The sequence below is a fragment of the Pseudomonas sp. Irchel s3h14 genome (assembly GCF_900187425.1).
Classification (GTDB): domain Bacteria; phylum Pseudomonadota; class Gammaproteobacteria; order Pseudomonadales; family Pseudomonadaceae; genus Aquipseudomonas.
The window spans coordinates 224,926-242,753 of sequence record NZ_FYDJ01000005.1 but is presented as its reverse complement, the minus strand read 5'-3'; the positions used below and the strand labels follow the sequence as shown (position 1 = coordinate 242,753).

Genomic DNA, 17,828 nt, shown 5'->3' with positions numbered 1-17,828 from the left:
TAGCCCGCTTAACGCTTGGGCCAAGCGCCCGCGCCAGTACAATCCAAGGAGTTTTTCTATGCGCTGGAGCAATCATCTAGCTCAGTTTTGTGTGTTTGCCAGTGTATTGCTGGTTCCGTTCGTTGCCCAGGCAGCCTCGGAAGACGACCCTTGGGAAAGCATCAACCGCCCGATCTACAAGTTCAACGATGTGCTCGACACCTATGCGCTAAAGCCTTTGGCCCAGGGCTATCAGTTCGTGACGCCGCAATTCCTTGAAGACGGCATCCACAACATGTTCCGCAACGTCGGTGATGTCACCAACCTTGCCAACGATATCTTGCAGGCCAAACCGGCCGCCGCTGGCGTCGACACCGCACGCTTGATCTTCAACACCACCTTCGGCCTGCTGGGCTTCTTCGATGTGGGCACCAAGATGGGCCTGCAACGCAATGACGAAGACTTCGGCCAGACCCTCGGCTACTGGGGCGTAGGCAGCGGCCCGTACGTGATGCTGCCGCTTCTGGGCCCAAGCACCTTGCGTGACGCGCCGTCCAAGTATGTCGACGGCTACACCGGCCCGTACCCGTACATCCACGACGTGCCTGTGCGTAACTCGATCTTCGGCCTGAACATCATCGACACCCGCGCCAATCTGCTGTCGAGTGAGAAGCTGATCACCGGCGACAAGTACATCTTCATCCGCAATGCGTACTTGCAGAACCGCGAATTCAAAGTCAAAGACGGCCAGGTCGAAGACGATTTTTGATCTCGACCGGTAAAACGAAGAAGGCGGCCAGTGGGCCGCCTTCTTTCGTTTGGGCTTTCGTGGCTGGTTTGACTCATGAGTTCTAACCTTCCATTACGTTACGGTTTTGCCTGTTCTTATAACTCCCGGTGATTTGAAATCGAAAGTCGTCAAGCGACCATCGGCGTGAGCTTGAAACGCCCCGCGGATGGGAGTACCGTCTGCGCCTTAGAAGGGCACCTCTGGTGTACCTGTGTGTAGGGCAAACGCTCGAAAACAGTGCAGTAGAGAGGCTAGAAAGCGAATCCAGTAGTGAGAGCCGGGACAAAGCCCCTGCCTGCTACGCCAACCTAATTCTGGCGCCGTTTGCCCACATGCCAAAAACCAGTGCCACGCTGCTGATAATCGATGATGACGAAGTAGTGCGCGCGAGCCTCGCGGCCTACTTGGAAGACAGTGGTTTCAGTGTCCTGCAGGCCAGCAATGGCCAGCAGGGTCTTCAGGTATTCGAGCAAGACAAGCCCGACTTGGTCATCTGCGATCTGCGCATGCCACAGATGGGCGGACTCGAACTCATTCGCCAGGTCACCGAGCTGTCGCCACAAACCCCTGTGATCGTGGTTTCGGGCGCGGGCGTGATGAACGACGCGGTCGAAGCCCTGCGCTTGGGTGCGGCGGATTACCTGATCAAGCCTCTCGAAGATCTGGCTGTGCTCGAGCACTCTGTGCGCCGGGCCCTGGATCGTGCGCGCCTGCTGCTGGAAAACCAGCGCTACCGCGAGAAGCTGGAAAAGGCCAATCGCGAGCTCGCCGCCAGCCTGAACCTGCTCCAGGAAGACCAGAACGCCGGTCGCCAGGTGCAGATGAACATGCTGCCGGTCAGCCCCTGGACCATCGACGAGTTCCAGTTTGCTCACCAGATCATCCCGTCGCTGTACCTGTCGGGTGATTTCGTCGACTACTTTCGGGTCGACGAGCGTCGGGTAGCCTTCTACCTGGCGGACGTTTCCGGTCATGGCGCCTCTTCAGCCTTCGTTACCGTGCTGCTGAAGTTCATGACCACGCGCTTGCTGTTCGAATCCAAGCGCAGCGGTACATTGCCGGAATTCAAGCCTTCAGAGGTCCTTGGTCATATCAACCGAGGCCTGATCAGTTGTAAGCTGGGTAAACACGTCACAATGGTCGGTGGAGTCATCGACGAGGAGACAGGTTTGTTGACCTATAGCATCGGCGGTCATTTGCCGTTGCCTGTGTTGTACACGCCAGACAGTGTTCGTTATCTGGAAGGGCGTGGTCTGCCGGTGGGCCTCTTCAATGAAGCCACCTACGAAGACCACGTACTGGAGCTGCCACCGACGTTCAGCCTGACGCTGATGTCCGATGGCATTCTGGACCTTTTGCCAGAACCTACACTCAAAGAAAAAGAAGCGGCTTTGCCCCAGCGGGTCAAGGCAGCGGGCGGCAGCCTGGATGGTCTGCGGCAGGTTTTTGGATTGGCCACGCTAGGGGAGATGCCGGATGATATCGCCCTGTTGGTGTTGAGCAGGAATCTTTAATGAGTACCGGTAGAATCCAGTTCGCCGAGCAGGATGGCACCTTCGTCCTGAAGTTCGTCGGTGAAGTTCGCCTGACCCTGTGTTCGGCGTTGGATGCGACTATTGAGCGGATCTTCACGGCGTTGAACTTCAACGCAATCGTGATCGACCTGACCGAAACCCGCAGCATCGACAGCACCACCCTTGGCCTTTTGGCCAAGCTGTCGATCCTGTCGCGGCAAAAGGTCGGCTTGCTGCCGACCGTCGTCACCACCCACGAAGACATCACCCGTCTGCTGCAGTCCATGGGCTTCGAGCAAGTGTTCAACATCGTTGACCGCCCGATCCCGTGCCCTGAGTGCCTGACCGACCTGCCAGACCAGGATCAGTCCGAAGAAGTGGTGCGGATCAAAGTGCTCGAAGCACACAAGATCCTCATGGGCCTCAACGACTCAAATCGTGAAGCATTCCATGACCTGGTGAACGCGCTCGAGCGTCACTGATCTTCTAATGGGTGTGGATCGGTCTGGCCCCATCGCGGGCCAGCCCGGCTCTCACACTGATTCAACACACATCCCTCGTAGGAGCTGAGCTTGCTCGCGATGGCGTCCTGACGGCCGCCAAATCACCCTGTGCGAAGCCAACTCAGTCCCTGCCACCCACGCATAAAAAAGGGCGAACCTGTGAGGGTTCGCCCTTTTTGCGTTTGCTCGTACTGGATCAGAGCTTGGCTTGCAGCAATGCTTCGAGTTTTTCCTGGTCGCGAGCGAACTGACGAATACCCTCAGCCAGTTTCTCGGTCGCCATCGCGTCCTCGTTGGACAACCAACGGAACTGTGCTTCATTCAAGCTCAAACGAGCTTCACCGGCCTGACCCGGCGCCAATTTGCGTTCCAGCTTGCCAGTGTCCGCCGCCAGCTTATCAATCAGATCCGGGCTGATGGTCAGGCGGTCGCAACCGGCCAGCTGCTCGATCTGATTCAGGTTACGGAAGCTAGCGCCCATGACCACGGTCTTGTAGTCATTGGCCTTGTAGTAGTTGTAGATACGCGTCACCGACTGCACGCCCGGATCATCCGCGCCGGTGTAGTCGTTGCCGTTGGCCTTTTTGTACCAGTCGTAGATGCGACCCACGAACGGCGAAATCAGGAACACCCCGGCGTCAGCACAAGCCGCTGCCTGAGCGAACGAGAACAGCAACGTCAGGTTGGTCTGAATGCCTTCTTTTTCCAGAATTTCGGCAGCGCGGATGCCTTCCCAGGTGGAAGCGATCTTGATCAGTACGCGGTCACGGCCAATGCCGGCCTTGTCGTACAGCTCGATCAGACGGTGCGCACGCTTCAATACGGCGTCGGTGTCGAACGACAGGCGCGCATCCACTTCGGTGGAAATGCGGCCAGGAATCACTTTCAGAATTTCTTGCCCTACCGCAACGCCAAAACGGTCGCTGGCCAGGCCCACATCGCCCTTGCAGTCGCTGACGCAAGCGTTCAGCAACTCGGCATAACCGGGAATGGCCGCCGCTTTCAGCAGCAGGGAAGGGTTGGTGGTAGCGTCCACGGGTTTAACGCGAGCGATAGCTTCGAAGTCGCCGGTGTCGGCAACTACGGTGGTCATTTGTTTGAGTTGTTCCAGCTTGGAAGTCATGGGCGTGCTCTGTCCTATGGGTCTAATGACATTACCCGAGCGCTGACAGCCACTCAAGGGTGTGTGTACGTATCGAGGGCCCCAGCGGCAACAACCTGAAAACGGCTGTTTGAATGGCGGGGCGCGGTATCGGTAAATACGATGCCAAATCAGACCACAGGTTCAACCTGGGTGACCGTTAGCGCCCAGAAGGTCCACAGTCATGACTTTAGTTAGCCAATACGTCTCGGAAAACGTCAGGGCGAATAGCGGCGATATGAAGGAGCGATCGTGCAGCCCCAGAAGGGGACCGTCGTCCTTGTTCCCACTCCTGCAGAGTGCGTACGGAAACGCCCAGCAGCTCCGCAAACTTCGGTTGCGATAGACCGGTTTTGCTTCGGGCCTCTGCAGCCTCGGTTACTTCAACTTTGTGAACGTCGCCGTGTAGGCCGGCTTTGACTTCAAGAATTGACGCCAACAGTTCTTCGCCAATATTGCGTTTGGCATCCCGTTCCATCAGTTCTTTTTCAGTTAGGGGCATGATTCAGCTCCTTTGCGATTTTGCGCAGTATATGCGCGGGGATGTTCTCTGTGGCGCCTTTGCCGTAGATCAGCAATGTGACCAAGGCGCCGCTGGCAAGTTGCGCGATGTAGATAATTCTAACCGCGCCACTTTTACCGCGACCATCCATGCTCCAGCGCACTTTTCGGCATCCCTCCGAGCCGGGGATCACTGCACCTGCGTCCGGATTGTTCGCCAGATAGGACATGAACGCACCACGTTCTTCTTCAGTCCAGTAATCCGGCCAGAGTTTTGTAAAAAGCTTGGATTCAATGATTGTCAGCATGGTTGTGATCATACGTCTTTGACGTAGTTGCTGACAATTGGAGGCTAATTGCCTTTTATTAGATCCGGCGACGGGTTCGGGCTCACAACTCTTATCGTCTTGGACCGCTTGCAGATAAGACCTTTGAGCGCATGAACCGAGCCCGTCTTGGCCAAAAATTCAACGCTGCCGTCTCGCAACGTTACAAATTCGACGTGATCACCTGCGGCCAACCCGAGCGAGGTGCGAACCTGCACCGGAATGGTAATTCGTCCTTGCGTCGTTAGCCTCGCAGTTGCCATCAATGCCACCTCCATTAACGTAGCTAGGGATTTTCCGGTTACCGCCCCTCCAACAACTCCGCCGCCTGATCCAGCAACACCAAAGGCTCTTTAGCCTTATGAATATCCACCGACAACAACTGCCGAAACTTGCGCGCCCCCGGAAACCCGGTGCCCAGCCCCAGCACATGCCGAGTGATGTGGTGCATCGAGCCGCCCGCATCAATATGCGCCGCTATATAAGGCCGCAACTGCGCCAGCGCCTCGGCCCGGCTGATCACTGGCGCCGTGCTGCCGAACAGTTGCTGATCCACCTCAGCCATCACATAAGGGTTGTGATAGGCCTCACGACCCAACATCACGCCATCGAACGTCTGCAAATGTTCGTGACAGGCGTCCAGCGTCTTGATCCCGCCGTTGAGAATAATCTCCAGCTCCGGAAAATCCGTCTTCAACCGCGCCGCCACGTCATAACGCAGAGGCGGAATGTCGCGGTTCTCCTTCGGCGACAACCCCTCCAGAATCGCAATCCGCGCATGCACCGTAAAACTCGTGCACCCGGCATCCCGAACCGTGCCGACGAAATCACACAACTCCTCGTAACTGTCCCGCCCATTAATCCCGATCCGATGCTTCACCGTCACCGGAATCGACACCGCATCGCGCATCGCCTTCACACAATCCGCCACCAACTGCGGATGCCCCATCAGGCACGCACCGATCATATTGTTCTGCACCCGATCACTCGGGCAGCCGACATTCAGATTCACCTCGTCATAACCGTGCTCCTGCGCCATGCGCGCGCACATCGCCAGGTCCAGCGGGACACTGCCACCGAGTTGCAGGGCGAGCGGGTGTTCGGCTTCGTTGTGACGCAGGAAGCGGTCGTGATCGCCGTTGAGGAGTGCGCCGGTGGTGACCATTTCTGTGTAGAGGAGGGCGTGCTTGGAGAGTAGGCGTAGGAAAAAACGGCAATGCCTATCAGTCCAATCCATCATGGGTGCAACGCTGAACCGCCGAGACAGCGCAGGGCTTGTGTTTACTGGGCTGTAGTGGGTGTTTTGTGCCATTTTGCTCAACATGTTTTTAGCGTGTTTTGGGGCGTTTTCGGGCGTTTTTTGATTCTCGGTGGTACGATGTACCACTTCAAAACTGACGCGTACCACTTTTTTATATGGCGACTATCAGGGCAAGAAAACTGGCGGATGGGACTGTGAGCTACACGGCTCAGATCCGCATCAAGCGCGACGGAGTGCAAGTCTACCAAGAGAGCCAAACCTTCGCCCGGAAACAGGCGGCACAGGCTTGGGTGCGCCGACGCGAGGCAGACCTCGATCAACCAGGTGCGATTGAGCGAGCGAACCGCAAAGGTATTACTGTCCAGGACATGATCAAGCAGTATCTGGATGAAATGGAGAAAGTCCGACCCCTGGGTAAAACGAAAGAAGCTACCCTCAATGCCATTGCCGCGTCGGACTTTGGCCAGACCGTTGATTCCGACATCAATAGCCAAAGGCTAGTGGACTTCGCACTCTGGCGAATGAGCAAAGAGGGCGGTGGTGTCCAGCCGCAGACTGCCGGTAATGATCTCGCGCATCTCGGCGCTGTCCTTTCGATTGCACGGCCGGCCTGGGGTTATGAGGTCGATGCCCATGCGATGGCGGACGCTCGGAAAGTGCTGAGAAAGCTGGGATACAACATGAAGAGCCGTGAGCGGGGGCGGCGACCTACATTAGGCGAGCTAGATAATTTGCTTGAGTATTTTACTGGCGTCCTGCAGCGTCGCCCCAGCTCTATCAATATGCTCAAAGTGACTGGTTTCGCCCTATTCTCAACACGGCGACAAGATGAAATCTGTCGCATTTTATGGGCAGACGTTGATGAGGCTGGTCAGCGTGTGATGGTGCGGGACATGAAAAATCCAGGGCAGAAGATCGGCAACGACGTTTGGTGTTATATCCCAGATGAGGCATGGCGAATTCTAAAGAGTATGCCAAAGTCTCAAGCTGAAATTTTCCCCTTTAACTCGGCGACCATTTCTTCGATCTGGGCAAAAGCCTGTAAGTTTTTAGAAATCAACGATCTACACTTTCACGATCTTCGGCACGAAGGCGTCAGCCGGTTGTTTGAGATGGATTGGGATATACCGAGAGTGGCCAGCGTTTCAGGTCATCGCGATTGGAATTCCATGAGGCGCTATACACATTTAAGAGGGCGTGGAGACCCATATATCGAATGGCAATGGCTGAAAAGAATGGTTGGGTGAGTGGTAGTGCTTAGGCTTACATGATTATTTCAAGGATTGATCGGGTGGTTTATGACTATTGATATGGGTTTTTGGGTTCGAGATTTTAGAGGGTTTAAATCGGCGGGCGCTGGGTTTGATGTGGTAAAGCCTGTTAACGTAATTGTGGGTAAAAATAATATAGGAAAGTCTAGTCTGGTAGCTGCTGTAGAGCATATGTTTAGGGAGAATGCGATACAGTATGAAATTGCAGAAAGTGTAGAATTTGGTGGTGAGCTAACAGAAGCAGAGCTACGGTCAAACTTTAGAGGTGAGCATGCAGGCGGGGATCTGCCAGGGAATCATTGGTGGGATCATGGGGCACGCTTTATAGATAAACGTATTGTTTGGCGGGAATACAATAATCAAGTCGAGGTGCTTCAGGTTCTCGATCTTTCGGATCGCCTTATGGATTCTGAAAAAGTTCGCTTAGGTACGTTGCTTTCTACTTTTAAGCGCAGGAAGTATCGTCATGTGCGACTTGATGCTGATAGGGATCTTATAAAAGAGGGTTACTCGAGTGCGCTTTCGTTACAGAGTAATGGGGCGGGTGCAACCAATATTATACAGAACTATATAAATAGTTCAGGTCTTGATAGGGGGTTAGTACAGGTAAGGTTGCTTACGGCTCTCAATGATATTTTTACACCGGATATAGTGTTTTCGGAAATTGTAGTGCAGTTTCATTCGGATAATAATGTTTGGGAGATTTATCTAGGGGAAGATGGCAAAGGCCTTGTTCCGCTTTCGGCGTCAGGAAGCGGGTTGAAGACGGTTATTCTAACGTTGCTTAATCTTCTCGTTCGTCCAGATTTTGACGATAAAAAAATAGACAATTATATTTTTTCATTTGAAGAGTTGGAGAATAATTTACATCCGACATTGCAGAGGAATTTATTTTCGTTTTTGCTTGCGTATGCGCAGTCAACAGGGTGTCATATATTTCTAACTACGCACTCTCAGGTTGCTATAGACCTTTTTCACGGTGAGGCAGATGCGCAGATTCTTCATGTAAAAAAACAAGAAGGAGAAGTGCTGGGTGTCATATTGGATGATTTGAATCGCGGCTATTCTGTTTTAGATGATTTGGGCGCAAAGGCCAGTGATATACTGCAGGCTAATGGGATAATTTGGGTGGAAGGTCCTTCCGACAGAGTTTATTTAAATAAGTTTATCGATCTGTGGGGGGAGGGCGCGTACAAGGAGGGTCACCATTATCAATTTATCTACTATGGAGGTAGCGTTCTTGCACATATTGATGCTGGCACACCCGATACAGACATACAGGAGGCGGTAAGCGCAATTAAGATAAATAGAAATTTTATTTTTGCATGTGATAGTGATAGGAAAAGCAAGAATGGGAAACTGAAAAATAGAGTGACTGAACTTCTTGATGCTGTTGCTGGGGGGCGTGGATATGTATGGGTTACACGGTGCCGTGAAATAGAGAACTATATCCCGAAAGAGTGTTTTGAATTGGAGTATGGAAAGTTTGGTCTTCCGCAAATCAGTGAGTACGAATATGTGCAAGACTATTTGAGGAATAATCATCTTTCTCAAGCCGGTTCATTTACGGATAAACATCATAAAGCAGTAAAATTTAGTGAGAATTTTTCTAAGGATAATTTATCATTTCGACCTGAATTGGCAGTGGAAATGACTGCAATCATTGAGCGCTTGATGATGTGGAATAGTTAAGGCCTGATTGTAATCGCTCTGGTTAAACACATGAAATAGATAGCGCCTTAGAAAAATTTCTAGGCGCCTGCGCATGGTTTTGGTTTTTGGTCAGCTAGCTCGGCGAAACCCATTGAGCTGATTGTATTCCTTCACTGCTGCATCGCGCTGTAGATCAAGGTAGGCAGCGAGATCGGTAATATGGATTCCTTTCGCACTCTTCTGACTCGTTTCTAATCTAGTTATGGGAATCTTGATCTGGCCTGCTAGAACTTTGCGTTGGAACATTTCTGGTGTTAGATGCGTAAAATAGTCTTTGCAAATCTGATCCAGAGGGATGATTGCCCGGCCACTGTATTGAGCCATTAGGATGAAGGCTGTGTTCATGCTGCGACCTCTTGCGCTGCGGGCTCCAGAAGTGCGGCCATGGTCAATGCTTCACCGCGCAGGGTACGTGCGTCGCGTTCGAGTTTTTTTCCGGTGCGGAAGGCGCTGAAGGTCTCGGCGGCGATCCGGAGCTGTTCGGCGATGTCCAGCAGGATCTGATGGTGTTCTTCGCCGAGTGCTTTGCTGTCCTTGAGCTTTTTGCAATGTTGGGCAAGGTGCTGGTGATCGGCTCGAATGAATTGAAGGGATGCTTCTAGTTCGCGGATGGTTTTGGCACTGTCGGCGCGCTGGCTGTTGGTGCCTTCGTCGTTTCCTTGGATGCGACCATCAGCCAGACCACCTCGATAGCCTGTCCAGTAGAGAAGGGCGGCCGCGATGATGATGGTGATCAATGCGCAGATTTGAATTGCTGTCATGTGCTGTGTACCTCAGTAGAGCCCGCCGCCGGGATGCTTGGTGAGAGGCCGGCGGCGGGGTGTTGCAGTGGTGGTTAACCCAGGTTGAAACTGCCGATGGTCAAGTTAGCGCCGCCCCCGACTTCCTTTTGCACGACGTCCTTAAACTCTTGCGCCAAGTCTTCGCGCAATTGTTCCTCGCCAATCCAGCGCAGGCGTAGCAGGGGCTTGTCACCGCCGGTGAGAACGGCTACACGCAGGCGGATGATCTGGACCTTCAGCCCTTCATATGGCTCGACGGTGAACAGGAATTCAGCAGGCAACCCTTCCGAGGACTTGGCCTCAATCTGGTCCATCGCTGAACGAGATGCGCTCAGGTCGCCGACGATGTGTTCGCTCTTGCGTGCTTGCTCGATGCTGATGGAGCGGATAGCGCTCGCGGCTTTGCGCAAATCGATGTGACTGTCATCGGCTGCGAGGGCTTGGAGATTCGATGCCCAATCTTCGATCCAGTCGCTCAGGTCTTTCTGCGCGAACTGAATGGAGGCTGCCCGCTCCAGCGCCCGAAAGGCAGCAGTTTTTCTCAAGTTGAGGGTAGCGGTGAAGTCGCCGTGCCCCGGTACCTTGGTGTCGCCCAGGTTGAAAATCACGGTGCACGCCATTGCTTCGGCGTCGACAAAACCAGACGCAACGATCTCGACGCTTTGCGTCATCACGTAATTGCCGAAGTCCAGCAACGAGTGAGTGGTGAGCGCGCCGCGGAAACGGCTGCGAGCGGCTTGGAATTTCTCGATGCTGTGGATCTTCTGGTCGGACGGCAACACCAGCGCCGGGGTGAACGTGCTCAGCGGCTTGGCATAGGCCAGAACGGCGGTGTCCTGAATCAACTGAATTGCTTTGGCTTCCATTGGATTTATTTCCTTTTGGTGAGAGGTATGGAGTAGAGCGCTTTAGGACTTCGCGTGAATCGGCGCGTCGTCTCGGTTGAACAGCTGGCCAGCGCGGGGAGCTTCGGCGAACAAGGTCAGGCACCCGCCCTCGTTGACGTGCATCGGCGTGTCGAGAGTGGTGTCTTCGCTTCGGCTGCCGCGTTTGGTCGGCACCTTGTAGGCGAGCTTGTGGTTGACTGTGACCTGGTGGCTGTTGGCAATCTGCTTTAGGGTGAAGGTCAGCGTGACGGAGCCAACCTTGCCGTTATCCACCACGCCCGACGCCACTTCGGAAAGGGCGTGACCGATTTGGTTGGCGAAGACGCCTGCATTGAGTTCGCCGATGAATTCGGCCGTGTCTGTTGGTTTCATGTGCTGTGCCTCATTGAGTGCTGGTTGTTTGCCCCTGGCCGGCAGGGGCCACCGATGAATCAGGCGGCCTCTCTCTTCGCTTGCGAGTCAAGGTAGTCGGCTAGGTCGTGCAGGTAGACTCCCGGTCGGCCCTGTCGACCTCCCAAGCGAGTAACCTTTAGCGCAATCTGGCCTGCATTTATCTTCCGTAGTAGGTAGCGGTCACTTGAGATGTGAGAGAAGTAACGTTCTCGGACTGCGGCCAAGGCGGGGCACGGTGTTGCAAACTCTTCGCGCAGATGGTCAAGGGTGTCGCTCACGCCATTTCCTCCCCGAACCCCTCCGTAGGGGGCAGCAACTTGAGGCGGATCAGTTCGGCGAGACCTTCTTTGCTTTTGCCCTTTGCCGCGGCGCAGACATTCCCCGCTTTGTCCGCGACAACAGCGCCGTATGGGTATTCTGGACATTTGGTGGGGGTGACATAGGCAATCTGCCCTTCGCCGATCACGGCATCCACGCAGCGAAAGACTTCTGCCAGTTCCGCGCTCACTGGTGGGAGTCCCTCCAGTAACGCGACAGCCTCAGTCGACGCGCCAATCAAGGTGGCGCGGCTGATGACGGTTGGGTAATTGAGGTGCATTGGGACCAGCTTCAAGGCGCCAATGGCTGATGTAATAGCGTTCTGAGTCATGCTACGGCGTCCTTGTGCTTGGTGGTGATCTCAATGCCGAGTTGCTTTGCCAGCCAGGCAATGCCCGCTTCCTTGACCATCACGACAGCGTAATGACTGAAGGTGTTGATGTTCGGATTCCAGCGGCTTCGGGAGTCGACAAACAAATAACCCTGGTCGCGGTGCTGGCTCGCCAGTTCGCCGGCTTGGGTCAAGATGCCGAGTTCACGTAGTTGCTTACGGAAGGTTCGAGGTTTAAGGCCGAGCAAGGCTGCCGTTGCGTCCAGGGTGCGATTCATGACGGCCGACCTCAGGCTGCGGCGCTGTTTGCGCGTGCGCACAGCGCCCCGAAGATCTCGTCCAGTTGTCCGGTAAAGTCTTCTATAGCGCCGTCGTTGTGCAGGACCAGATCGTTGTCCTGAATGCCGATACCGGTTTCGCTGATATGCGGATTGACCTCGACGGCGTCTGCTCGGAGCAGGTGGACCACTATCCCGCCCCGCTTGCGCACGAAGTCAGCTTCATTCTCGAAACGCAGGTCGCTGATCACGAATCCGCGGGCGTTGTCGTTGGTCTGGCCCAGAAACTCAAGGTTTTGTTCGGCCAACAACAGCCAGAGTTCCGGGTGCACCTGGTGGCGGCCCCAATCGGTGCCCAGGGCTTGCATGAGCTCACGAGGCGAGCGGCCAAGCCAGTCGATCGTCAGCTCTTTGCGTTCGTCGTCGAAGTCGCACGGGCTCAGATTGAAGATGTGCATCAGGCCATCGCGAAGCGGGTCAGCAAATGCGTAAGCCACGAGACCATGGGTATTAGCCAAGTGATTGGCGGCGGTGGTCTTGCCTGTTCTGGCGCGGCCAGCGAGACCGATAAGAAGTTGGCTCATGCGGCGTCACCTCCCCAAGGCCCGAAGTCGTCAGAGGGGACGGGGCGAGTAGGGCTGGCAACCATAGGGCGGCTGTTGAGATTGGTGATGACCAATAGGCCAGTGTTCTGCTGGATAGCTTGAACAGCTGTTGGGCTGGTGCAGGCTGCAGGGTGTAGATACACCGGGCAGCGGGTGGTGCTGTGCTGTGTCGTTTGCATGGCTCGTACTCTTTGGTGAGAGGTGTACGAGGCAAACGATACAAATTCGTATCGATACAGTCAATACTAATATGTATTGATTTTTTGGTCTGATTACAAAAAAGCCCGCTTAGATGCGGGCTTGGATGCTGAGAGATGTATTAGAAAATTTCTAGTTTCGAGAAGACAACGCCACAGATCGTCGCATTGTCATCAAGCTCAATTATCGGGTCTGGCCACGCTGGGTTCAGAGGTTTTAGGAATCGGCGACTCCCTTCCATTACCAACTGTTTGAATGTTGCCTCTTGGCTATCCGTCAGCTTGGCAATAACAAGCGAACCGTTCTCGGCATCTTTGGCCGGGTCAACAAAGATGATATCGCCGTCTCGAAAAGAGCGCCGTTCGTGTTGGTTGAACATGGAAAGGCCACGAACTCTAAGGGCGTAGCTCTGGGAGCTGTGTGAGGCTGCACATGGCAGCCAGATCTCCGCATCATCAAGGGTGCGGACATCTGATATCTCGCACCAAGCGCCAGCTTGCACCCATGAAATCAGTGGTACATGTCCTTTGATGGCCGGGCCGGGCTCAATGTTTGTATCGGGAAGGGTGGGATCTGGTTCCTTTTGGCTGCCTCCCTTCCATAGCCAGGTACTGCTGACTTTTAGAGCTTTAGCAATTTTTTCAACATTCTCTTGGCGAGGGCTGGCTACGGCGTTTGTAGCGATCCTATGAATTGTGGGCTGGGGAACGCCAGAGCGTCGACCGAGTTCACCCTCGGATAGGTTCAGTTCAGCCATGCGTTGAGTGATGCGGTCACCAATCACTTTTTTGCCCTTGATTCATAAACGTATCGACGATTGTATTGAATGAATCAATACGTTTGTGTATTGTTGCGGCCAATGCGAAGGCGCATCGGTGAACAAGATGACTATCCAAGAAATGCTCGCGGAGTTACTGGAGGCTGGTTTATCCCAGCGGGTGATTGCGGAGCGCGTGGGAACAACGCAGCCGACTATTAATCGTGCTGCTAAAGGTGCTGATGTTCGATATGTAACTGGAAAGGCGATTGAGCGCTTATACGATGAAGTAAAAGAAGCTGGAAGCGGGGTGCCTAAAGCTTGAGAAGTGCTGTGCTGGGGCCTCTCACCATAAGAATCTCCCCAGCCCAGCGTGGCGATACGCAGCACATAACATTCCGCCACATGAAGCACCGGCCTGGCATCTCCCGCCAAGGAACTCCAGACCGGTAGCAACGAGCTGCACAAGGTACATGCAAGTCGCTGCATAGCGCGTCGGCCCAGGACCTCTCACCATAAGAATCCCCTGGGCCGACTGGAACGATGAACCGTGCTGCACAGCACGATTCGCACAGCACATCGGTCGTGGTCGTAGAATAGAGCGTGTTTGACTCTACGGCCACACCGTAAACAGGGGATTTACGGTTATGAGTCGCACAGATCTTTTGCCGGACGCTGGTCCGGTCCTATCTCTGCGTCATGCGCTTTACCGCGCCGGGCGTGATTATCGGGGCGGCATCACAGCCCTGGCTTTCGACATGGTCATGGATAACGACGCGCTTCAGAAGAAACTGAAACTCGACGAAGAGCGCCGCTGGCTGACGCCGGACGAGCTGGAAGAAGTTGTCCGGCTGACGGCCAATCCATTGCTGTTGGATGCGCTGATGCGTCCTGCCGGGGTGGTTTGGTACAAGCCAGTGCCGGTACCCGCAACCTCGGAAGCGCTCAAAGCGGTTGGTAATGTTTTGGGTGAGACCGCAGAGTTCGTATCGAGCATGCATGAAGCTGCCAAGGACAACGTCTGGGAGCTTCATGAGGTCCTCGCGCTGGAGAAGCACGGAGCTGATGTGATCCGTGCGGTACTAGGCATCATGGCTGGTGCCCGGGAAGCGATGGAGGGTCAGGACAATGGCTGACGATATCGATCGCGCCAACGACCAGGCGCAATACCTGCTTGATGTAGCACTTCACCGCAGTCGCCGTGTGCCTTCGACTCGTGTCAGCGCTCAATTTTGCGAGGACTGTGACGATCCTATCCCGTTGCTTCGACAGCAGAAGATTGAAGGTTGCGAAACCTGCGTCCCCTGTCAGGAGTTGCGGGAGGCTCGGCGATGAGTGAACTGGCAAAGGGAACAGCCATCGCCACATGGGCAAAGCGTTACATCAATACCTTCGACCTTGCCTTGGTATCCATCGAGCCAGGTGAAAAGGCGCCAAAGGGCATGGGTTGGAACAAGCCCGGCGGTTACATCACTGATGCCGCCACGGCTGAAGCATTCTGGCAGCGAAACCCCAACCATAACCTCGGTGTCGTGCTTGGGCCGAGTCGCGTCTGTTCGTTGGACGTCGACGATGTTCAGTGGACGCGCCATGTGTTGTATGAGCTGCTGGGTGTCGATCTGGATGCTATGTCGGTGGTTTATCCGACCATTGTCGGTAACCCGCTGCGCTTTCGGGTGTTGTTCAAGTTGCCGGACGGCGTTGAGCTGACCCGGCACTCTCTTTCTTGGCCGAATGAAAATGACCCTGACGGTTCGATTTTCAAAGGCCTGATGGACAAAGCCAAGGCCGCGAAAGAGCAGGGCGATGTTGTTGGGGAAGCCGCAGCACGCGCGGAGGCCGATCCATTCAAGCGCTTCACGGTGTTTGAATTGCGTGCCGGCCTGGTGCAGGACGTATTCCCGCCTTCGATTCATCCGGGTACCGGTAAGCCTTACACCTGGAAAACCCCGCCTAACGCGACAGACGGTTTGCCGACGCTGACCACCGACCTGCTGGCCATCTGGCAAAACTGGGACATCTTCAAGCGCGACGCTGAAGCGGCGTGCCCGTGGGCAATTAAACCAACAGCGGCGCCGGCAAAAGTCGTCAAGCGTCCAGCGACTGGGGTTGGTAAGTCTCCATCGGTGATCGATGAGTTCAATCGCTGCCATGACGTTGAAGAGCTATTGCGGACCCACGGCTACATCAAGCGTGGCGGTAAGTGGCTGTACCCTCAGAGCAGCACCGGCCTGCCGGGTGTGACAATCAGTGACGGCAAAGTCTATTCGCACCACGGCGCAGATCCGCTCGCCAACGGACATCAGAATGATGCCTTCGAGGTTTTCTGTTTGCTCGAGCACGGCGGTGACCAGTCGAAGGCGGTGAAGGACGCTGCGCGTATGTTGGGTATGCAGCGTACTTCGCGACCTGATCCGAGTGATCTTCCCCCGACCCCATCCGCTGACTCGAGCGTGCCGAGCCCTATTGATGCCGACGTGCCTAGCGAGGCTGCTCCTGCATCTGACGGGGGGGCGGGGGAGGCATTGACGCTTGACCATTTGCTTCGTCGTTTCGCGTTGGTCGAGGGCACCACACACGTGTGGGACTGCGATCAGTCGCGAGTGATGAAAAAGTCCGCGTTCGAAGCGCGGGTTGGCAAGCCGTTGGCCAAAGCCTGGCTGGATGACATGGGCAAGCGGTTGATCTCTGATGATCACGTCCGCGACATCGAACAGACCCGGCGTATGGCGGGTAAAAAGGGTGGTGCCTTAGGCATGCCACCGACCGATCGCTATGTGTACATCGATGGCACCAAGGACGTGTGGGACCGGGAGAAGAAACGACGCATTGCCGAAGGCGCAGTGAAGATGGCGTTGGGTGACACCTATCCGCTGTGGTTGAACAGCAGCGAGCGGCGCACGGTGGACGTCGAACATATTGTGTTTGACCCGACCATGACCAAGGATCCGGCGGTGTACATCAATACCTTTGATGGCCTACCACTGGAACCGGTGCGGGATGACGAAGCCTGCGCCAACCTGCGTTGGCTGATTTCGTTCTTGTGCAACCACGACGAAGCGGCTGCCAGTTGGCTCATTCGCTGGCTGGCATATCCGCTGCAGCACTTGGGGGCCAAGATGGACACCGCCGTACTGATGCACTCGATCATGGAGGGCTCGGGTAAGAGTCTTCTGTTTGCTGATGCGCTCGGCATGCTTTACGGCCAATACGCCGCGACGGTCGGTCAGACCCAGCTGGAGAGCAACTTCAATGCCTGGCAAAGCCGTAAATTGTGGTCAGTGTTCGAAGAGGTGGTCAGCCGCGATCAGCGGTACAACCAGGTAGGCAAGATCAAGCACTTGATCACCGGCAAAACGGTCCGGATGGAATCGAAGTTCATCAATGGCTGGGAAGAAGCCAACCACATGAACGCGGTGTTTCTGAGCAACGAGATTCTCCCGTGGCCCATCAGCGAGAGTGATCGGCGAATGCTGGTGATGTGGCCCATGGAAACCTTGCCAGTCGAGCGGCAAAAGGCGATCGGACGAGAGCTGGAGCAGGGTGGTGTTGCTGCACTGTACGGCTGGTTGTTGTCGATCGATCTGGGCGACTTCAACCAACGGACGCGACCGCCATCGACGGACGCTCGTGAGCGCTTAGTGGCCTTGAGTCGGGCTGGTTGGCAGACATTCCTGCACCTGTGGAAATACAGCGAGCTGGGCCACGGTCTCTGGGGGCCGTGTCTGTCCACCGATCTCTATTCGCTGTTCCTTGAGTGGTGCCAGCGCAATAAAGAACACGTGATGAGTCAGACGAAGTTCTCGCTGTTCATCAACTCAGAGGTGGATAAAACCCGGGCCATTCCCTGGACCGATGGCAACAACCGCCGCTTTGGCGCGTTCTTCTTTCCTGTTGATCCGGATGCTTCCCCACCCCCATCACTGAAGGCGGCCGAGCTGGGCAAGCAGGTGGAACACTGGCGGGCCAAGGCGAAGTTGGCGGGCTGGCATGTAGACAGCTGGGACCACATCAAGGCGGTTGCCGCATGACTATCCCTAAAAGTGTGTTGGGTGTGTCGGGTGTGTGTCGGGTTGGTTTTGGAGACCCCACACAATTTCAGGCCTTGAATTACATGGGTTTGCGGATGTTGTGCGGGGTGTGTTGGGTTTCGTATCGCGCACGCGCATGCATGACGTTATTTGAATCGAGAGCAAGGGTAAGAATTTTTTCTTATGCGAGAACCGATAAACCCAACAAACCCAACACACTCAACTCAACATTGTTAAAGATATTGATTT

23 protein-coding genes are annotated in these 17,828 nt (G+C 54.9%); 9 read left to right on the top strand and 14 right to left on the bottom strand.

The features are described from left to right. The first annotated feature begins 58 nt into the window (after nt 1–58). The 3 genes from CKW16_RS12785 (at nt 59) to rssC (ending at nt 2,765) form a co-directional block, all read left to right on the top strand. Nucleotides 59–748 carry a VacJ family lipoprotein gene (locus CKW16_RS12785; RefSeq protein WP_095128731.1) on the top strand — a complete coding sequence of 230 codons (690 nt, stop codon included), beginning with the start codon at nt 59–61 and terminating at the stop codon, nt 746–748. Nucleotides 749–1,101: 353 nt separating this feature from the next. After that, complete coding sequence (gene rssB, locus CKW16_RS12780) at nt 1,102–2,283, top strand: two-component system response regulator RssB (RefSeq protein ID WP_010456296.1); 1,182 nt, start codon at nt 1,102–1,104, stop codon at nt 2,281–2,283. After that, on the top strand, nt 2,283–2,765 hold the full coding sequence (rssC, locus tag CKW16_RS12775; RefSeq protein ID WP_007935262.1) for an anti-sigma factor antagonist RssC: 483 nt from the start codon (nt 2,283–2,285) through the stop codon (nt 2,763–2,765). The genes rssB and rssC overlap by 1 nt, the downstream gene beginning before the upstream one ends. Nucleotides 2,766–2,982: 217 nt before the next feature. Here rssC and tal read toward each other — a convergent pair whose 3' ends face one another. The 5 genes from tal to dusA all read right to left on the bottom strand — a co-directional run bounded on the left by tal (nt 2,983) and on the right by dusA (nt 6,066). Beyond that, a complete protein-coding gene (gene tal, locus CKW16_RS12770; protein ID WP_095128730.1) occupies nt 2,983–3,909 on the bottom strand; it encodes a transaldolase in 927 nt (308 codons plus the stop codon). 208 nt (nt 3,910–4,117) lie between these two features. Beyond that, the gene (locus tag CKW16_RS12765; protein WP_033061895.1) at nt 4,118–4,429 is read right to left on the bottom strand and encodes a DNA-binding transcriptional regulator; all 312 of its coding nucleotides are present in this window, start codon (nt 4,427–4,429) and stop codon (nt 4,118–4,120) included. Next, on the bottom strand, nt 4,416–4,736 hold the full coding sequence (locus tag CKW16_RS12760; protein WP_176471548.1) for a transcriptional regulator: 321 nt from the start codon (nt 4,734–4,736) through the stop codon (nt 4,416–4,418). The genes CKW16_RS12765 and CKW16_RS12760 overlap by 14 nt, the downstream gene beginning before the upstream one ends. A 44-nt stretch (nt 4,737–4,780) precedes the next feature. Beyond that, nucleotides 4,781–5,017, bottom strand: a complete 237-nt coding sequence (locus CKW16_RS12755) for an AbrB/MazE/SpoVT family DNA-binding domain-containing protein (protein ID WP_095128729.1) — start codon at nt 5,015–5,017, stop codon at nt 4,781–4,783. A gap of 38 nt (nt 5,018–5,055) precedes the next feature. Then, nucleotides 5,056–6,066, bottom strand: a complete 1,011-nt coding sequence (gene dusA / locus CKW16_RS12750) for a tRNA dihydrouridine(20/20a) synthase DusA (RefSeq protein ID WP_095128832.1) — start codon at nt 6,064–6,066, stop codon at nt 5,056–5,058. A 104-nt stretch (nt 6,067–6,170) separates the two neighbouring features. Here dusA and CKW16_RS12745 point away from each other — a divergent pair, with 104 nt between their 5' ends. After that, complete coding sequence (locus CKW16_RS12745; protein ID WP_095128728.1) at nt 6,171–7,262, top strand: tyrosine-type recombinase/integrase; 1,092 nt, start codon at nt 6,171–6,173, stop codon at nt 7,260–7,262. 51 nt (nt 7,263–7,313) lie between these two features. Continuing rightward, on the top strand, nt 7,314–8,978 hold the full coding sequence (locus CKW16_RS12740) for an ATP-dependent endonuclease (protein ID WP_095128727.1): 1,665 nt from the start codon (nt 7,314–7,316) through the stop codon (nt 8,976–8,978). A gap of 90 nt (nt 8,979–9,068) precedes the next feature. On the opposite strand, the gene CKW16_RS12735 is transcribed toward CKW16_RS12740, so the two are convergent. The 9 genes from CKW16_RS12735 to CKW16_RS12690 all read right to left on the bottom strand — a co-directional run bounded on the left by CKW16_RS12735 (nt 9,069) and on the right by CKW16_RS12690 (nt 13,575). After that, nucleotides 9,069–9,344 carry a pyocin activator PrtN family protein gene (locus CKW16_RS12735; RefSeq protein WP_095128726.1) on the bottom strand — a complete coding sequence of 92 codons (276 nt, stop codon included), beginning with the start codon at nt 9,342–9,344 and terminating at the stop codon, nt 9,069–9,071. Beyond that, a complete protein-coding gene (locus CKW16_RS12730; protein ID WP_095128725.1) occupies nt 9,341–9,760 on the bottom strand; it encodes a hypothetical protein in 420 nt (139 codons plus the stop codon). Before CKW16_RS12730 ends, CKW16_RS12735 begins: the two co-directional genes overlap by 4 nt. A gap of 74 nt (nt 9,761–9,834) precedes the next feature. Then, complete coding sequence (locus CKW16_RS12725) at nt 9,835–10,647, bottom strand: DUF2303 family protein (protein WP_095128724.1); 813 nt, start codon at nt 10,645–10,647, stop codon at nt 9,835–9,837. A gap of 42 nt (nt 10,648–10,689) precedes the next feature. Continuing rightward, on the bottom strand, nt 10,690–11,040 hold the full coding sequence (locus tag CKW16_RS12720) for a hypothetical protein (RefSeq protein WP_095128723.1): 351 nt from the start codon (nt 11,038–11,040) through the stop codon (nt 10,690–10,692). Between the two features lie 59 nt (nt 11,041–11,099). Continuing rightward, nucleotides 11,100–11,339 (bottom strand): pyocin activator PrtN family protein, encoded by a 240-nt coding sequence (locus tag CKW16_RS12715; protein ID WP_095128722.1) that lies wholly within the window; start codon nt 11,337–11,339, stop codon nt 11,100–11,102. Beyond that, nucleotides 11,336–11,710 (bottom strand): hypothetical protein, encoded by a 375-nt coding sequence (locus CKW16_RS12710; RefSeq protein ID WP_095128721.1) that lies wholly within the window; start codon nt 11,708–11,710, stop codon nt 11,336–11,338. Before CKW16_RS12710 ends, CKW16_RS12715 begins: the two co-directional genes overlap by 4 nt. Further along, nucleotides 11,707–11,988 carry a hypothetical protein gene (locus CKW16_RS12705; RefSeq protein ID WP_095128720.1) on the bottom strand — a complete coding sequence of 94 codons (282 nt, stop codon included), beginning with the start codon at nt 11,986–11,988 and terminating at the stop codon, nt 11,707–11,709. Before CKW16_RS12705 ends, CKW16_RS12710 begins: the two co-directional genes overlap by 4 nt. Nucleotides 11,989–11,999: 11 nt before the next feature. Then, nucleotides 12,000–12,572, bottom strand: coding sequence for a deoxynucleotide monophosphate kinase (locus CKW16_RS12700; protein WP_095128719.1), 573 nt, complete (start codon nt 12,570–12,572; stop codon nt 12,000–12,002). A 340-nt stretch (nt 12,573–12,912) separates the two neighbouring features. Continuing rightward, nucleotides 12,913–13,575 (bottom strand): LexA family transcriptional regulator, encoded by a 663-nt coding sequence (locus CKW16_RS12690; RefSeq protein WP_095128717.1) that lies wholly within the window; start codon nt 13,573–13,575, stop codon nt 12,913–12,915. 100 nt (nt 13,576–13,675) lie between these two features. Here CKW16_RS12690 and CKW16_RS12685 point away from each other — a divergent pair, with 100 nt between their 5' ends. The 4 genes from CKW16_RS12685 to CKW16_RS12670 all read left to right on the top strand — a co-directional run bounded on the left by CKW16_RS12685 (nt 13,676) and on the right by CKW16_RS12670 (nt 17,579). Next, on the top strand, nt 13,676–13,873 hold the full coding sequence (locus tag CKW16_RS12685) for a helix-turn-helix domain-containing protein (RefSeq protein ID WP_095128831.1): 198 nt from the start codon (nt 13,676–13,678) through the stop codon (nt 13,871–13,873). Between the two features lie 322 nt (nt 13,874–14,195). After that, nucleotides 14,196–14,684: a phage regulatory CII family protein gene (locus tag CKW16_RS12680; RefSeq protein WP_095128716.1), complete on the top strand. Its 489-nt coding sequence runs from the start codon at nt 14,196–14,198 to the stop codon at nt 14,682–14,684. Continuing rightward, entirely contained in the window at nt 14,677–14,883 is a 207-nt protein-coding gene (locus CKW16_RS12675; RefSeq protein ID WP_095128715.1) for a TraR/DksA C4-type zinc finger protein, read from the top strand. The genes CKW16_RS12680 and CKW16_RS12675 overlap by 8 nt, the downstream gene beginning before the upstream one ends. Next, nucleotides 14,880–17,579 (top strand): bifunctional DNA primase/polymerase, encoded by a 2,700-nt coding sequence (locus CKW16_RS12670; protein ID WP_095128714.1) that lies wholly within the window; start codon nt 14,880–14,882, stop codon nt 17,577–17,579. The genes CKW16_RS12675 and CKW16_RS12670 overlap by 4 nt, the downstream gene beginning before the upstream one ends. The last annotated feature ends 249 nt before the right edge of the window (nt 17,580–17,828 follow it).

Bases quoted from the DNA above. Each gene is read 5' to 3' on its own strand.
- CKW16_RS12740 (WP_095128727.1), top strand. From the start codon at position 7,314: ATGACTATTGATATGGGTTTTTGGGTTCGAGATTTTAGAGGGTTTAAA.
- CKW16_RS12760 (WP_176471548.1), bottom strand. From the start codon at position 4,736: ATGCTGACAATCATTGAATCCAAGCTTTTTACAAAACTCTGGCCGGAT.
- dusA (WP_095128832.1), bottom strand. From the start codon at position 6,066: ATGGCACAAAACACCCACTACAGCCCAGTAAACACAAGCCCTGCGCTG.
- CKW16_RS12765 (WP_033061895.1), bottom strand. From the start codon at position 4,429: ATGCCCCTAACTGAAAAAGAACTGATGGAACGGGATGCCAAACGCAAT.
- CKW16_RS12720 (WP_095128723.1), bottom strand. From the start codon at position 11,040: ATGAAACCAACAGACACGGCCGAATTCATCGGCGAACTCAATGCAGGC.
- CKW16_RS12675 (WP_095128715.1), top strand. From the start codon at position 14,677: ATGGCTGACGATATCGATCGCGCCAACGACCAGGCGCAATACCTGCTT.
- CKW16_RS12710 (WP_095128721.1), bottom strand. From the start codon at position 11,710: ATGACTCAGAACGCTATTACATCAGCCATTGGCGCCTTGAAGCTGGTC.
- tal (WP_095128730.1), bottom strand. From the start codon at position 3,909: ATGACTTCCAAGCTGGAACAACTCAAACAAATGACCACCGTAGTTGCC.
- CKW16_RS12705 (WP_095128720.1), bottom strand. From the start codon at position 11,988: ATGAATCGCACCCTGGACGCAACGGCAGCCTTGCTCGGCCTTAAACCT.
- rssB (WP_010456296.1), top strand. From the start codon at position 1,102: ATGCCAAAAACCAGTGCCACGCTGCTGATAATCGATGATGACGAAGTA.
- CKW16_RS12685 (WP_095128831.1), top strand. From the start codon at position 13,676: ATGACTATCCAAGAAATGCTCGCGGAGTTACTGGAGGCTGGTTTATCC.
- CKW16_RS12745 (WP_095128728.1), top strand. From the start codon at position 6,171: ATGGCGACTATCAGGGCAAGAAAACTGGCGGATGGGACTGTGAGCTAC.
- CKW16_RS12670 (WP_095128714.1), top strand. From the start codon at position 14,880: ATGAGTGAACTGGCAAAGGGAACAGCCATCGCCACATGGGCAAAGCGT.
- CKW16_RS12730 (WP_095128725.1), bottom strand. From the start codon at position 9,760: ATGACAGCAATTCAAATCTGCGCATTGATCACCATCATCATCGCGGCC.
- rssC (WP_007935262.1), top strand. From the start codon at position 2,283: ATGAGTACCGGTAGAATCCAGTTCGCCGAGCAGGATGGCACCTTCGTC.
- CKW16_RS12680 (WP_095128716.1), top strand. From the start codon at position 14,196: ATGAGTCGCACAGATCTTTTGCCGGACGCTGGTCCGGTCCTATCTCTG.
- CKW16_RS12735 (WP_095128726.1), bottom strand. From the start codon at position 9,344: ATGAACACAGCCTTCATCCTAATGGCTCAATACAGTGGCCGGGCAATC.
- CKW16_RS12785 (WP_095128731.1), top strand. From the start codon at position 59: ATGCGCTGGAGCAATCATCTAGCTCAGTTTTGTGTGTTTGCCAGTGTA.
- CKW16_RS12700 (WP_095128719.1), bottom strand. From the start codon at position 12,572: ATGAGCCAACTTCTTATCGGTCTCGCTGGCCGCGCCAGAACAGGCAAG.
- CKW16_RS12755 (WP_095128729.1), bottom strand. From the start codon at position 5,017: ATGGCAACTGCGAGGCTAACGACGCAAGGACGAATTACCATTCCGGTG.
- CKW16_RS12725 (WP_095128724.1), bottom strand. From the start codon at position 10,647: ATGGAAGCCAAAGCAATTCAGTTGATTCAGGACACCGCCGTTCTGGCC.